This window comes from Pantoea sp. BS_8, from assembly GCF_041954965.1.
GTDB lineage: Bacteria > Pseudomonadota > Gammaproteobacteria > Enterobacterales > Enterobacteriaceae > Pantoea > Pantoea stewartii.
Genome location: NZ_JAVAXU010000011.1, coordinates 110,046 through 124,331 on the forward strand (window position 1 = coordinate 110,046; position 14,286 = coordinate 124,331).

Annotated in this window: 16 protein-coding genes and 1 tRNA gene; 2 read left to right on the top strand and 15 right to left on the bottom strand. The window is 56.5% G+C overall.

Translation table 11 applies throughout. From position 1 onward, the window contains the following. Positions 1-6: 6 nt before the first annotated feature. Positions 7-522 carry a G/U mismatch-specific DNA glycosylase gene (mug, locus tag RAC65_RS18115; RefSeq protein WP_006118211.1) on the bottom strand — a complete coding sequence of 172 codons (516 nt, stop codon included), beginning with the start codon at positions 520-522 and terminating at the stop codon, positions 7-9. A 303-nt stretch (positions 523-825) separates the two neighbouring features. Between mug and RAC65_RS18120 the strand changes: the two genes are divergently transcribed. After that, positions 826-901: transfer RNA gene (locus RAC65_RS18120), tRNA-Ile, on the top strand. 166 nt (positions 902-1,067) lie between these two features. Here the strand turns inward: RAC65_RS18120 and RAC65_RS18125 are convergent. The 14 genes from RAC65_RS18125 to RAC65_RS18190 form a co-directional block, all read right to left on the bottom strand. Continuing rightward, entirely contained in the window at positions 1,068-1,286 is a 219-nt protein-coding gene (locus tag RAC65_RS18125) for an ogr/Delta-like zinc finger family protein (protein ID WP_014605020.1), read from the bottom strand. A 60-nt stretch (positions 1,287-1,346) separates the two neighbouring features. After that, the gene (locus RAC65_RS18130) at positions 1,347-2,447 is read right to left on the bottom strand and encodes a phage late control D family protein (RefSeq protein WP_375096976.1); all 1,101 of its coding nucleotides are present in this window, start codon (positions 2,445-2,447) and stop codon (positions 1,347-1,349) included. Beyond that, positions 2,447-2,929, bottom strand: coding sequence for a phage tail protein (locus tag RAC65_RS18135; protein WP_375096977.1), 483 nt, complete (start codon positions 2,927-2,929; stop codon positions 2,447-2,449). The genes RAC65_RS18130 and RAC65_RS18135 overlap by 1 nt, the downstream gene beginning before the upstream one ends. Then, positions 2,926-5,838, bottom strand: a complete 2,913-nt coding sequence (locus RAC65_RS18140) for a phage tail tape measure protein (RefSeq protein WP_375096978.1) — start codon at positions 5,836-5,838, stop codon at positions 2,926-2,928. The genes RAC65_RS18135 and RAC65_RS18140 overlap by 4 nt, the downstream gene beginning before the upstream one ends. Further along, positions 5,831-5,953 (bottom strand): GpE family phage tail protein, encoded by a 123-nt coding sequence (locus RAC65_RS18145; protein WP_013027006.1) that lies wholly within the window; start codon positions 5,951-5,953, stop codon positions 5,831-5,833. The genes RAC65_RS18140 and RAC65_RS18145 overlap by 8 nt, the downstream gene beginning before the upstream one ends. Positions 5,954-5,967: 14 nt before the next feature. Then, positions 5,968-6,270 carry a phage tail assembly protein gene (locus RAC65_RS18150; protein WP_110957525.1) on the bottom strand — a complete coding sequence of 101 codons (303 nt, stop codon included), beginning with the start codon at positions 6,268-6,270 and terminating at the stop codon, positions 5,968-5,970. A 58-nt stretch (positions 6,271-6,328) separates the two neighbouring features. Beyond that, complete coding sequence (locus tag RAC65_RS18155) at positions 6,329-6,844, bottom strand: phage major tail tube protein (protein ID WP_375096979.1); 516 nt, start codon at positions 6,842-6,844, stop codon at positions 6,329-6,331. Positions 6,845-6,856: 12 nt separating this feature from the next. Then, a complete protein-coding gene (locus RAC65_RS18160; RefSeq protein ID WP_375096980.1) occupies positions 6,857-8,029 on the bottom strand; it encodes a phage tail sheath protein in 1,173 nt (390 codons plus the stop codon). A 117-nt stretch (positions 8,030-8,146) separates the two neighbouring features. Next, positions 8,147-8,749, bottom strand: coding sequence for a tail fiber assembly protein (locus RAC65_RS18165; RefSeq protein WP_375096981.1), 603 nt, complete (start codon positions 8,747-8,749; stop codon positions 8,147-8,149). After that, positions 8,749-10,032 carry a phage tail protein gene (locus tag RAC65_RS18170; RefSeq protein WP_375096982.1) on the bottom strand — a complete coding sequence of 428 codons (1,284 nt, stop codon included), beginning with the start codon at positions 10,030-10,032 and terminating at the stop codon, positions 8,749-8,751. Before RAC65_RS18170 ends, RAC65_RS18165 begins: the two co-directional genes overlap by 1 nt. Next, positions 10,029-10,637: a phage tail protein I gene (locus tag RAC65_RS18175; RefSeq protein WP_375096983.1), complete on the bottom strand. Its 609-nt coding sequence runs from the start codon at positions 10,635-10,637 to the stop codon at positions 10,029-10,031. Before RAC65_RS18175 ends, RAC65_RS18170 begins: the two co-directional genes overlap by 4 nt. Next, positions 10,634-11,551: a baseplate J/gp47 family protein gene (locus tag RAC65_RS18180; protein ID WP_375096984.1), complete on the bottom strand. Its 918-nt coding sequence runs from the start codon at positions 11,549-11,551 to the stop codon at positions 10,634-10,636. Before RAC65_RS18180 ends, RAC65_RS18175 begins: the two co-directional genes overlap by 4 nt. Beyond that, a complete protein-coding gene (locus tag RAC65_RS18185) occupies positions 11,538-11,891 on the bottom strand; it encodes a GPW/gp25 family protein (protein ID WP_375097017.1) in 354 nt (117 codons plus the stop codon). Before RAC65_RS18185 ends, RAC65_RS18180 begins: the two co-directional genes overlap by 14 nt. Next, complete coding sequence (locus tag RAC65_RS18190; protein ID WP_375096985.1) at positions 11,891-12,469, bottom strand: phage baseplate assembly protein V; 579 nt, start codon at positions 12,467-12,469, stop codon at positions 11,891-11,893. The genes RAC65_RS18185 and RAC65_RS18190 overlap by 1 nt, the downstream gene beginning before the upstream one ends. An 88-nt stretch (positions 12,470-12,557) precedes the next feature. Between RAC65_RS18190 and RAC65_RS18195 the strand changes: the two genes are divergently transcribed. Next, positions 12,558-14,276 carry a hypothetical protein gene (locus RAC65_RS18195; protein WP_375096986.1) on the top strand — a complete coding sequence of 573 codons (1,719 nt, stop codon included), beginning with the start codon at positions 12,558-12,560 and terminating at the stop codon, positions 14,274-14,276. Positions 14,277-14,286 lie beyond the last annotated feature (10 nt).

Below are 14,286 nucleotides of genomic sequence, written 5' to 3' on the forward strand. Positions count from 1 at the left end.
CCACCATTAACGCCGCAGCTGTAACGCCTCGTACATCTGGCGATATAGCGCCACCATCTCTTCCAGTGAGGCCCGGTTTAATCCGCTGGGATTCGGCAACACCCACACCTGGGTTTTCCCCATGTAGATCGGCTGCTCGCCCCATTCCACTTTGCTCTGACGAAACGCGCGTTTAAAGGCATCTTTGCCCAGGATAGCCAGCGCGGCAGGCTGATAGCATAGAACCTTGTCCATCAGCCGCTGACCGCCATCACGTAGCTCATCACTGGCCAGTTCATTTGCCTGGATGGTCGGGCGCTCGACCAGCATTGTAATACCACAGCCGGTCTCCAGTAAGCGCTGCTCCTCTTCCGGCTTCAGTTGCTGCACCGTAAACCCTGCCAGGTGAATCACCTTCCAGAAGCGATTGCCGGGATGGGCAAAATGATAGCCGGTGTGCGCGGTCGACTGACCGGGATTAATGCCGCAGAAGAGGACGTTCAGGTCCGGTGCAATGATATCGGTGATGTTGTGTTCGCTCATGAGGCCTCCTGGCTTTGCGCTGCGTCCTGGGCCGCTCACGCAAAGAATCCGTATTCGTCATAATCTTGCCAGTGGTTAACGCTTATTTGCGGAGCAATGTCGTGATCGCGGCTGTCTTTCCTACTGTTAAGCCCAATAAGACAATCGCGCTTCATCGCGCATGTGATGACGCTGCGTATCAGCGTAGCGTTTTTGGCGGTTTTATCATAGTTATCAGCAAGTAAAACATTGCTGCTTATTTCAGCAACCAGCTGAACAACGCTGGATTGCCCCGAACAGATACTTTATAATCCCCGCTCCATTGGCCCCTTAGCTCAGTGGTTAGAGCAGGCGACTCATAATCGCTTGGTCGCTGGTTCAAACCCAGCAGGGGCCACCAGATTTAGTCATGAAAATCATGCAGTTAAGCCACCTGTCAAGGGTGGCTTTTTTGTTGGCTGTAGTCTCGATGGCAGCAAAATGGCAGCAGACTTTTTTTGCATATTTCAATGTCCATCAACTTTTCTCTTGCGAGGGGCAAAAAAAACCCGCTAAGCGGGCATTTTTTACATCCATAAGACTTGCTGAGAACCTCGATCAGGGTGGGGCGGGACGCTAGCCACTTTTCCTGGTGTCATGATTATGTCAGTCACAGTTTCATGTGATTTAAAGGTACAACTGCAGTTAATGTTCTGGCACTGGTTATACCGCTCTTTAGTATTCTTAGATACCTGAAAGCTACTTCTCGTGTGTGCGGCATTACCACACATAGGACAATTCATCATCGCTTAAGCCCCATCGCATTTTTAATCAATTATACACAAACATTTGTTTTGAGATACATCTCACTCCATTTGCAATGAATCAATTTTCACTTCCAGCTCTATGCTGGTCGTGTAGCCGCTGTCGGCGCTCAGGCTGTGCGTCAGCGTGGTAATGATCCATTCGCCGTCATCAATCTGCTTTTTAAACCCCGTCACCTTTACCGGCATTTCGGTGTAAAGCTCAGCACGCCCGCGTGCCAGCTGGATCGAGAAGGTTGCTACGCCACGCTGCAGCCGTTCCCACTGCATTTTTGCTGCCCGCTCTGCGTTTGAACGGTTGGCATAGGTGCGGCTCAGCACCAGTACGTTTTCGTCGGTGCCGACGAGATAATCACCCTGTTTCGCTTCCGGCTCTTTTTTCTTCGCCGTGGTTTTGCGGCGTCGCTTTACCTTTGTTTCCGGCTTTTTCGCGGGCTCACGCGTGTGCAGCCAGCTGGCTATCACGCCGGTGTAAGCGTCACGGTCAGCCAGGGTAAAGCGGTGATTGTCGCCATCGCGGCGCTGAATGGTGATGACCGGCAGCGCCTTGCCGCTGGCATTTTTGCCTTGTCCCTGCCGGATAAACAGCAGCTTGCCATCTTTGACGCAGGCCAGCGCACCGCACTGGCGGGCCACGCGCATCAGAAAACTGGCGTCGGATTCGTTGGTCTGGTCGATATGGTCGATTGCCATTTTCTCAACGTCTGCGCCCAGCGCTAAATCCAGCTTGTGCTTTTCCGCAATCGCTTTGGTAATTTCGCCAACCGTGGTTTTGTGCCACGACTTTTCGCGTTTGGTATTCAGCGTCTGGCGGAAATCGGCGCTGCGGGCGCGAAGCGTCAGCCGGTCGGGCGTTCCGCTGTGCTCAATCTCATCAACCGTATAACTGCCCTTGATGATAAGCGGCTCCCCCTCCCAGCCCAGAGCCAGCTTTAACACGACGCCCCGGCGCGGCAGCTGCAGCAGGCCGTCCGCGTCGTCCAGCTCAATATCAAGCTGGTCAGCCTCAAAGCCCCGGTTATCGGTCAGCGTCAGGCTGATGAGCCGCTTTTGTATGGTCTGCGTGACGTCCTCCCCCTCCATCGTCAGCCGAAACGCCGGGGCGCTGGCCGCCCCTTTTACCCAGCTTTCTGCCTGCATCATCAGAAAAGCCCTCCCGCTGCTGCAGTAACTTTACCGGCCACGCCTGCCGCCGCGCTTTTCATGGCGTCAAGCTGGCCGCTCAGGCTGCCGAACATTTCGCCCAGCGATTCATCAGCACGCTTAAGCGTGAGCGTGAACTCAATACGCCTGCACGCGCCGTTACTGAAAAACTCGGCTTTGGTCTGGCTCAGGCTCTCAATCACAAACATGCCGTAAATAGTGCCGCTGCCCTCAATCAGCGGCCACGCGCGCCCCAGCTCCGCGATTTGCTCCAGGGCATAAAGCGATAATCTGCCGCCGGTCAGCTCCGGCAGCAGCACGCCGGAAAGCGTCAGCGTGTCGGTGTCCGGCCCGGCAAACTGCAGCGCCGGGCGAAAGCCCATGCGGCTGTTGGACGGAAACCGCCAGCTGCGCTGCAGCTGCAACTCCTGATAAGGCACCGTTTCCAGCATGAAAACGAACAGCCCCAGCGTCATCATCATTCGTCAAATCCCCCCTGATCACGGTAAGAACTCCGCGCGTGGGCTTTTGCCCGGCGCTCTCTTGCATCCAGCTGCCGCATCACCTCTGCCACCACGTCCTGCGCGCTCTGGCCCGGTTGCTGATGAATGGTAATGGGCGCGTGAATGGTGACAGGCGCGGCAGTTATGGCGCTTTGCTTTGTGACCTTTTCCTGCACATAGCTGCCAGCGGGCAGGCTCATGGGATGAAGCGGGCGCGCAGCGGCAGGTGCAGCAGCCATACCCATCGCCAGCGCCGCCGAGGCGGCCAGTGCGGCAGTACGGCGGCGGCTGGTAATGCGCGCCGGGCCGTTGACCAGCTCCGGCCCGTTCTCGCCCGCGATGCCGTACTGACCGGCGGGAATGTAGCCGCCGTTATCAAACAGCCCGGCAAAGCCGGTCGCCGTTTTGGCACGCCCGGCGACAGCGGCGGGCCGGTCTGACGCTCCGGCGTCTGGCCTCATGAAATCAGGCAGAAGGCTGAAAACACGCGGCGGACGCGGCGGGACCACAGGGTCGTCGGGATGTATACCGCCACTGGTCGCGGCAGGGATCACGGGCTTGTCGGCGGACGGCTTCATGAAGTCCGGCAGCAGGTCTGTCATGGATGACAGCCTAGCCTTGAGCGCCTCCCATTTGGCCGTGATGCCGTCGAGCATGGCGCTGATCATGTTGCTGCCCGCTTCTTTGAACCGCTCCGGCAGCGTGCTGGCCGAGTTAACCAGTTCATCCCACTTCTGCGACACGACTACCTTGATGCTTTGCCATGCCCCGGCGATGCCGTCGCGTATCGCATCCCAGCCTTTGCCGATGATTACCTGCAGCGCGCCATCCGCGAACAGGGATTTAACCCACTCCCACGCACCGGCTATTTTGCCTTTGATGGCCTCCCATGCTGCCGACGTGTTATCTGTCACCTGCTGCCACAGTGCCGCAAACTTCGGCCCGAGGGTGTCCCAGTTACGCCAGATATAAATTGCTGCCATTGCGATAAGGCCCAATACAGCCAGAATCGGGTTGGCAAACATCAGGCGGCCCAGCCAGATAACACCGCTGCCGACGACACGCAATGCCTTACCGATCATCCCGAATGCGCCCACGCCCTTAAAGCGCAGCTGAGCCATGCTCAGCCTGATAACCGCCATCGGCCCGACAATGGCCGCAAAGCCGATGGCTAACGTTCCCAGCCCGATGACGATGGCAGACACCGCCGCGCCGACTTTCACCAGCGTGCCAGCCAGCGCTTTGTTTTTCTCGATCCACTGCGCCGCCATGCCGGTGACCTTTTTAATCGCCCCCATGATGTCCATCAGCGGCTGGCGCAGCGTGTCGCCGAGGCCGCTCATGGTGTTGGCTACGCCGGTTCTGGTCAGCATCCACTGTGTGGAAAGGGAATCTTTATTGATGTCAGACTCTTTCTGCATCGAGCCTCTGGCCGCATCGCCCTGCGTCAGCGCCAGCTGTCGGCGCAGCTCCGGCAGGTTGTTGGCAAGCTTCGCCGCATCCTTGCCGAACTCCTTGCCGAATATCATCGTCAGCGCAGACAGGCGTTTGTTTTCGGGCAGCTTTTTGACCTTCTCCAGCACGCTGATGATGGTTCCCATCGCGTCCGTGGTCATCTGCTTTTCAATCTTTTTCGGGTCCAGCTTGAGCAGCGTCATCCCTTCCTGAAAGCGCTTACCCTGCATGGTGGCAATCGACAGCTCGCGCACCATCGCGTTGGCCGAACTCGCCGCAATCTCAGAGGTGGCACCGAGTGAAAGGAAGGTTGAACCCAGCGCCGCCGCCTTGCGAAAGTCCAGCCGGTCGGCGTTGCCGCCCATGCGCTGCAGCACGTCGATAATGTCCGCGCCTTTCGACATGGCGTTATCGTCTAAATAATTGAGCGCATCGCCCAGTTGCTCAATGTTGCGGGTCGGTATCTTGTACAGCTGGCTGATTTTACCCAGCCCCTCGGCCAGCTGGTCGGCGGGCAGCTCAAACGCCGTGGACGCTTTGGCCGCCATGGTGGCAAAGGCCAGTAAATCGCGCTTCTGGTCGGCGTAAGAATCATTCTGGTTGGTGACGCCCATGCGTGCGCCGCCCTCAACCAGCGCGGCATAGTCAACCGCGCCGTGCTCCATCGGCAGTTGCTCACTGGCGGCCTTTATGGCGGCCTGCATGTCGTAAAACTGCGCGGTGCGGTTGCCCTTGTCATCGCGCAGGCCGTTGACCTGCTTTGCCACGCCCTTCATGGCGTCTTCCATATCCGCCGAGGCTTTGATTGCTGCAGCAAACGGCACGCCCATTGCCATGCCCGCCGCCGTGGCTGTCGCCCCTGCCCCGGCCACCTTATCGCGGGCCTCCAGCGTTTTGCCGTAGCGCTCACGCACGGCGCGCAATTTAGCCTGGCGCTCGCCCAGCTTTTTAAGCTCGCGCTGCTGCTGCTCAATCGCCTCCGTTGCGGCGCTGGCGTCGGTTTTCAGGCGGCGCTGTGCCGCGCTCAGCTGCTTTGTATCAATACCGGCGGCGGTCAGCGCGCCGCGCTGCTGCTGTACCGAGCGCAGCAGGCCGTTGTAGCTCTGCTGCAGGTCATTAACACGGTTTTTTGCCTGCTCAAGCAAGCGGGACTGCTGCGCCGTGGGGCGGTTGGTGGCGGCAAACTGCGTCGCCAGTGCGGCGGCCTCCTGCCGGGCTGAGGCAAGGTTTTTTTCAGTAACGGCAAGCTGCTGGCGCGTTTTGCGAAAGCCGTCAATGCGCCCGGCCTGATCGTTCAGGCTTTTCAGGCTGTCTTTGCTGGCTTTGAGGGCGGCTGACAGCTCCCTGGAGCCGTCGCGCGCATTACGGAAAGGGCGGGTAATTTTATCTACCGCGCTTAATACCACCTGCAGGCGCAGGTTTCTGTCACTCATCGTCACCGGCTCCGTTACGCAGGATCGCTTTGTGCCGCCACATCAGCACGTCCGCCAGCGACTCCGCGAACATGACCGGCGGCGGCCAGTGAAACACGGTGGCAATGTCTGCCACCAGATCGTCAACGGTCAGCTCTGCGGGAAAGCCGACAGCGCCGACTTCGGCAACAAAAAAGTGACCACCTCCACCGACAGCGCCAGTAAATCGGCGGGGTCCATTTCGTTGACCTCCTGCACGGTCAGCGCAGGCGTTGACACGCGCGGCAGCACGGCCATTACCGCGTTGACGTCCATTTCCATCAGCGCCTGCAGGCGCACGCCGCGCAGTGCGCCGGACTGCGGCTTGCGCAGGACAATCTCTTTAATCTCGGTTTTGCCGCGCATGATTGGGGTGTCCAGGGTGACGGTCTTTTCGTTGATGTTTTCGCTCATGTTCTTAATCCACTGAATGAAATTGATAAAAGCAGCAGGCCAGCGCCTGCCGCCGTGATTACAGGCCCAGCGCGCTGCGGTGCGCTTCCAGCAGGTCTTTGCCGTCAACGATGTGAACCATGTTGACCAGATCCACCTCGTAGAGCACTTCGCCGTTAATGGTCAGCTTGGCGTAGCTGTTGGTTGCCAACACTTTGGTGGTGTTGGAGTCCGCCGTTTTCCACTCGCCGGAATCCAGCTCCTTGTAGCGGCCACGGGTGACCAGCTCCACCGCCTGCACCTCGCCGGTGTCGTCGCGCTGAATGGAGCCGGTAAAGCGCAGCTGAATGCCGTCAATCGTCGGCGTACCCATCTGTTTAAACAGCTTCGCCTCGGTGCCGCCAATGGTGAATTCCGTATCCAGCGCGCCATCGTCCAGGCCCATGTCAATATCTACCGCGCCCGGCATCCCGCCGCCCCGGTATTTTTCAAACTTCGTGGTGAGTTTCGGCAGGGTCAGCGATTCGATCACGCCCTGCCAGTTGTCGCCTGCGTTAAACAGGTTCAGGTGTTTTAGCTTACGGGGTAAGGCCATGTGTTCAGCTCCTTATGCTTTAACGCTGGCGGCAAAGTTGACCAGATACTGGTCCGTGATGCGCTGGCGCAGCATCAGGTTTTCCAGCGGCGGCACCGGCGTATAGTCGTAATCGATAATGAGTTGCCCGGCCTTTAGCGTGTCTTTGGTGTTTACGGTGTCATCCAGCCAGCAGTCTGCGCCGATGAGATAGCCCTGATTCACCATGCTGCGCAGTTTGGCGCGGATACTTTCGATGATGTCGCGGGCAAGCGAGGGATTAAGCGCGCCGTCAACGGACCACATCTGCGCCTCGGCCATCGTGTCGGCCAGCACCTGCGCCGTGCGGGTGTAGCACTCAAAGGCAAACAGCGGGTCATCGCTCAGGCAGCGTGAACCCCAGAAGCGGAAACCGTCCTTGCGGATAAGCGTGGTGATGTCGTTCTGGTTCAGCAGGCCCGCATCGGTTGCCGGGTCCTGTAAATCCCAGAACACGTCTTTTGAAATGCCGGTGACGCCGTTCACGCCGACGTTAGACAGGGACTTGTGCCAGCCGGTCGCCTCGTCAATTTTGGCGCGCAGTCCGAGCGCGCGGGCGGTGGCATACGCCGTCGCGTCAGCGTTCAGCACGGTGTCAAAGCTGATGAAATCAGGCCAGATAAGCATCCCTTCGCGCTGGCTGAAATTGGCGCGGTAGGCAATGACCTCTGACACGGTTTTGCAGCCGTACGCCGAGATATACGCGAAGGCGCGCAGGGTCTGCGCGACGCTCAGCAGCTCGGTTGCCACCGCCTTTGTGTCATGCCCCGGCACGCCGAGAATGCGCGGTTTGACGCCGCAGACGTTCTGCGCGGCCAGCAGAGCTTTCATGCCGGTGCGCATCCCGTCTGCGGTCACGCCGCCGATGATGTTGGATGTGGTTTCCGCCTCGGTTTCGCCCTGCGCGACGCGCACAACGACGACAAGCGGTTTTGCCTGGTCGGCGATGGCGTCCAGTGAGGCGGCCAGCGTACCGGTTTTACCGGCCTTGCCGATGGCGGTAGTGACGTCGGTCAGTAAAACCGGACGGTTGAGCGGAAACGCTGCCGCGTCGGCGTCGTCGGCGGTGCAGACCATGCCGATGATGGCCGTGCTGACGGTGGTAATGGTTCGGGTGCCTTCGTTGACTTCAATAACGCGCACGCCGTGATGATAATCCTGTGCCATAGAGCAGATCCTCTGTTAAGGGGTTCCGCTATGGTGAAAGGGATGGCGCGCGGGCGCACCCTGCGGCCATTGTCTGGCAGATGACACAAAGGAAAAAGGCCCGAAACGGGCCTTTGATTACTGCGCGGGCCGGTCAGGCCAGCTGACAGCGGGTGCGGTGGTGGGGTCTGTCGCCTGCACGGCCTGCAGGTAGGTCATCCATGCCGTGAGTTTTACCTTATCGTCGGGGGAAATAATGCCGAGCATCAGCTGCGTCTGCCATGCCTGTGTCACGCCCGCCGCCTCGGTGATACGGGCGTTTTTCTCCGCCTGGGCCGCTTCAACGGCGGCGCGCTGTTTTGCCGCTTTGTCAGTTACCCACGCTGCGCCGCCCCACCGGTCAAAGGCCGTTTCTGGCTTAACCGGCGTTGTCCCGGCCGGATAATCACCGGGCTGCGTCACTGTAACCGCCTCACCGGTTGCCGTGCTGTAAACCGTTTCGCCGCGATGGTCCGGCACCTGCTGCCAGCTGCCGTCTTTATAAACGCACACCTGCCCGGCAACGTCATCAGGGGGCGCGACTGCCGTAGAGTGCGCGGGCAGACCGACACCTTTTGGCAGAAACTCCAGGCTGCTGCCGGTGTAAATCCCGCTCGCCTGATCAAAGTTAAACACGTTTACGGTAACGGGCGCGACAGCCAGGCCGTCCGCGCTCAGTGCTTCACTGTTCTGCTGTGACATTATGCTGCCCTCACGATGTAATTAAATGCGACGTTACGCGGGCGGGTAGAGGCGAATGCATACCAGTTGTACGAATCCATCGCACTGCTTGCCTTGTTTATCCAGGTCTTGCCCTGAATCATCGCCAGCTGGCCGCCGGTTAACGGGTCACTGAATGCGTAATTCGGTGAACTGATGGCGCTGAAATCGCCGGATTCGTTATCGTCATAACCGCCCACTACCGTCGCCTCCTGTGCGGACAACAACGCGCGGGACGGGTCAACCCCGCGTCCGTCATCCCAGCCCCTGATAAACTCGCCGCGCAGGTCAGGCAGCCGCAGCGACGGATAGGCTTTCGCCAGCTGCGGGTAGTCTGACGCGCTGAACGTGGCACCGTTACACCTCAGCCAGCCTGATGGCGCTGTTGCAACAGGCCACGGCACCGGCACGCCGACAGGCAGCGCCGAACCGTCGCCCAGGCCGAGATTTTTAAGAAACGCGGACACGTTCGCTATGTCGCTGCCGTTTTTCGCGATGTCCATTTTACCGGCCAGCCTGTTAAGCACCGTCGTGGAAAAATTCGCATCGCCGCCCAGCGCGTCGGCCAGCTCCTTGAGGGTGTCCAGCGCGGCAGGTGCGCCGCCCGCAAGGGCGGTCAGCGCGGCCTGAACAAACGCCGTGGTTGCCAGCTGCGTACTGCTGTTTCCCGCTGCCGCCGTGGGGGCTTTCGGGATGCCGGTCAGGGTCGGGCTTTCCTTCGGTGCATACTGCGTATGCGGGTCAGCGGCTTTCAGGTGCGCCGTCATCAGGCTGTCAGCGTACTGGCGCACCTCTAATACTTTTTCGTCCACATACTGGCGCGTCGCCAGCACCACAGACGGATCGACTTTCAGGGTCACGGCCTCGGTACTGCTCACGATGATGAGCATACGCAGGCGCTGCGTGCGCCCGCTGCCCTCCTGCAGTTGCGGCTTATAGGTTTCTGCCGTGTTGCAGACCGCAATCAGCGAGCCGTCAGCGTCAAACAGGCCCATTTCCCTGATCCAGAAACCGCCCTCGGTTTCGGGGATAACCTGCTCGGCAATAATCTGGCTGCTGTTGGCCGCATCCACGGTCAGCGAATTAAGCGCCGCACGGCGCACCTCGTTAACCAGCTTTGTCTGCGCCGCGTTGGGCGTTGGCAGCGTGCCGCCGCCGTCGCCAACGGCCATGTGGGTGATATTCAGTTTTGTGCCGAGCGACACGGCGTTAGCAATCTTCGCCGCGCCCAGGTTGGTCACTATGGCGTAAAATTTCTGTGTCATGGTCCCACTTCCATCATGTCGATAACGTGAACCGCCGCGCCCGCATATGCCGGGCCACTGACGGAGATAAGATCGGGCGTGTAGGGATAAACGGCAAGGTCGTCGCCGTCGTAGCTGGCCGCACCGGTAAAGCACGGGCCGCCGCTCTGCAGGTTGATGCTCATTCCCAGCATGTGACGACTGCAGGGTTTGGCATCGCTGATAAGCCGCTCAAGCTCCTGATAGGTTTCCTCGGTAATCCCCTGATCCTGCACGCCAATATCCAGGCGAAACGTGCCGGGCGTCTCGCCGGTTTTCCACCACTCCAGCACGCGGATCAGAAAGCCGAACGGCTCCACCACGCGGCGCACGGCGCTGATGGTGCCTTTATGCTGATGGATGTAAAACGCATCCATCACCACGCGGCGTTTAACGGTTTCTGTCCAGGCCTCGTCCCAGCGGTCCACCGAAAATGACCAGGCAAGGTAAGGCAGAAACCACACCGGACAGGCGGCAGGGTTCCACAGGTCGCGCAGCGGGACGTCCAGCCCGCTGATGCCGCTGCACGCCTCTGCAAGCCTGCGCTCAAGCGACGAGGATGCGGGCGGTAACAGGCTCTGGCTCATCCTTTGCCCCCGTTATCGCTGGCAACGGTAACGGCTACCGCAGTGCAGTTGCCCGCCTGCGTGCGGTTCAGAATGATGTCCTGCGCCGGTTCGGTGATTTCCACCCAGTCCACGCCCGCCACGCGCAGCACCGCCCCGTAAGACTCGCGGCGCACGCTGCGGCCCAGCTTTTTCTGGTCAGTCAGGTAGGCATCCATTGCGGCCTGCGCCGCCTCCAGGCACGGGCCTGCGGCCACGCCGTCAAACAGGTGCAGCGTGGCTTTTACCTGATAATCAAATATCGCGGCCGCCTGCACCGTTACGCGGTCTGCCACAGGGCGCACTTCCTCGGCATTTAACGCGACATTCACTGCGTTCAGTAAATCCGCCGTTGCCGCCCCGCTGTTGTCCCGGCTCAGTACCGTGATCAGCACCTCCGCCGGTGCCGGACTCGTTGCCGACACGTCAGACACGCGCCCGTCGGCACTCTTGGCGTAAAACTCATACGCCGCCGTCGGCCCGGCCACGCTCAGCCCCTCAAAGGCACCCGGCACGCGCAGGCGTAAATCGTCGTCGGACTCCATCACCGCCGCCACGGGCGGCATGGCGTCGGGGTTAGCCGGGCTGATGGTCAGGCGTTTAACGTTGTTGTTAGCCGCCAGCTGATCCAGATCGGTGCCGAGCGCATAGGCCACCATGACCGCCTGCGCCGCCTCGTTGATGCGCTGGCGCAGCAGGATTTCGCGGTAGACGTTTTCCTGCAGGCACTTGACCAGCGGATCGGATTCCAGCGCCAGCACGCTGCGCATGGCGGCCTGTTCGTCAGCCGGATACAGCGCAATCAGGTTTTCTTTACGTTCGGCCAGCAGCGTTTCAAAGTCCGGCACCTCAATGACTTCCGGCGCGGGAAGCTGCGATAAATCAATCACTGCCACGGTTCACCCCCGTTGGTATGGTCATTGCCAGCGGCGAACCGTCGGCACGCTGTGCGTTTATCTCAACGACCATCGAACCGTCATAAGCCGTTGTGTAATTCACTGAAATCAGCCGGATGCGCGGCTCCCAGCGGCTCAGTGCGGTGTAGGTTGCCGCCATGACCTGTATACGGGTGACGCCGTTCTGCGGCTGATCGATGAGCGCTGAAAGCATGGAGCCGTATTCACGGCGCGCCAGGCGGCTGCCCTCCGGGGTCATCAGAATGTCGCTGACGCTCTGACGAATATGATCGAGATCGGTCAGTGCTTTGCCGGTGTCGCGGTTCATGCCGAGATACATCACGCCGGGCCTCCTGATGTGTCAGTGCCGGACTTAACGCCGCCGTGTTTATGGGTATGCACCTCGACGCCGTTAGAACTCATCGCGCCGCCGCCCTGCGTCACTGCGCCGTTAATGGCCGTTTCACTGTTGAGGGTTGTTTTACTGGCCTCAACGCCGAATGCCTCAGTCAGCAGCTGAATGCCGTCCGCCGCTTCGATGCGCACGCTTTTGATGTTCTTTATCAGCAACTGGCCGGTTGCCGGTTCGTACTGAAAAAATCCGCCGTCGCTGTACTGCGTGGCGCTGCCGTTCTCTGAATTCGCAGGCGGCGGGAATGCATCGGAATAAATGGCGGGCAGCGCAAAGGCGGTTTCAAGATTGCCGCCCATGCTCAGTAAAATGACCTGTTCGCCAACGGTGGGCTGCCACCATGTGCGCGTATTACCGGCGCGCAGGGTGAGCCAGTTAATCCAGTTGGTTTCGAGGTCGCCCGTTTTCACCCGGCACAGCCAGTTAACCGGATCGACTTGGGACACGGTGCCGGTTCGGATCAGGTTGGTGATGAGGCGCATGATTTCGGTAAGTTTTTCGTTCATTGAAAGAGGATGCCATCTATCCAATGAAACTAAGAGCATGTAAGGTTGTGCTAATGTTGGCACAATCAAATTTCATCGGATAAGACCCATGTTACAGATAAGCAATGGCAATTTTTTTACTGGCAACAGTTTTAATGAAACAACTCATAGATCCCCTCTTTATACCAACATGCAATTCTTTACAGATTCATTCAGCCTTATTATTGGGAAAATATATAAATCAAATAAATTCCACGACAGCAACATTATCATTGCAGAAGTTTTTGAGAAGCAAGAAACCCATGATGAACATGGTAATTTGAATGCACTAATATCAACTTCTGGTCATGAAATGATTGATGACTTCTCTTTATTAATATCATTCTACCTGAACACGCTTTGCACAACCTCTTTTAATAACGCCACGGAATTACTAAGAGCAAGCCCCACATCCCGCAGAAAAACCGACCCAAGAAAATACATCCATAGATTCTTTGATGAATCAGTTTTTATTCAAGATGAAGAAATGAAAGAGTTAAACGAATTCACATACAAGTTACTCAACACTAGTCGAAGTAGCTATGAAACTTCTATGAAAGCAATGCGCCGATATGTCACAGCAATGGCAAGAATTGCTGATGATTTCGATGCGGCTTATGCCTTACTAGTAGCGTCAATTGAATCGCTGGCTCAATATCACACTGATTATAAGACAAACTGGCAAGACTATGCAGATAATAAAAGAAAGCCTCTTGACAAAATCCTTAATAAAGTCGAGGAGGATGTAGCCAACCAAATTAGAGAAACAATAATATCTCAAGAGCACATTGGGATTAGCAGGAAATTTTTTTCTTTTGTAATGGATGGTTTAGAACAGGATTTTTACAATCCCATTGGCAGCAATAATTTCTCAGTAATAGGAAGAAGAGACTTAGAGATTGCCATAAAAAGTGCTTATGGGATGCGTTCGAAATACATTCATGCACTTTCATCACTGCCAAAAGAAATAACAGATCACCCAACTCATAATTACATGACTTATGTTAATGAAAAACCGTTCCTAACTTTTAACGGCCTTGCTGCAATTTCTAGAAATTTGATTAAAAATTTTGTATTGAAACAAGATGAATGTAAAAGCGAAAGAATAAATATCATATCACTCTTGCCAAATGTAGTTACTGGAAAATGGGCAGCAGAGTATTGGATGGGCAACAAGGATGAGTATGCGAAAGGAAATTACGACATGTTTTTGAACGCTTTACTTGATAAAATAGAACTAATACTTAAAGGGCATAAAGGGATAGCAATTCCTGATATGACGCCTGTTCTCAATAAGATTGAAGTTGAGATTAAAAAAACCAAGAACAATATTGAGAAGTGCAGCATGCTAACTTTTTATTGGTTATGCATCTTGTATATAATTCCAAGAGATAGAATATCTGAATCAACAATCATCAATGATAACATTCATCACCTCCAGGAAACTAACATTTACTCACTACTAATGGCTGCAATATTAAATCAAAAGGATATCGAAAATGCAGAATCAGAATGGGAATTTTTTAAAAATTACGCTCGAACCAAATACAACAAAAACACCCTAACAATTTCAGAATACTTCGAATCGCTGATCTCCATGTATTTTGTAGCAGCGTTTTCTTCTCTAGGTAACAAGGAAAAAATTGATGAAGTCAAAAATCATATTGCTATAAACCTGCCTAATGCAAAAGAAGCAAATGATTTTATGAAAAATTATGCATTTCCATCCATTGTAGAAGTAAATGACATCTATCAAAAAAAGGAGACTAAAGAACAACCTTCAAAATAATCTTCTTCCA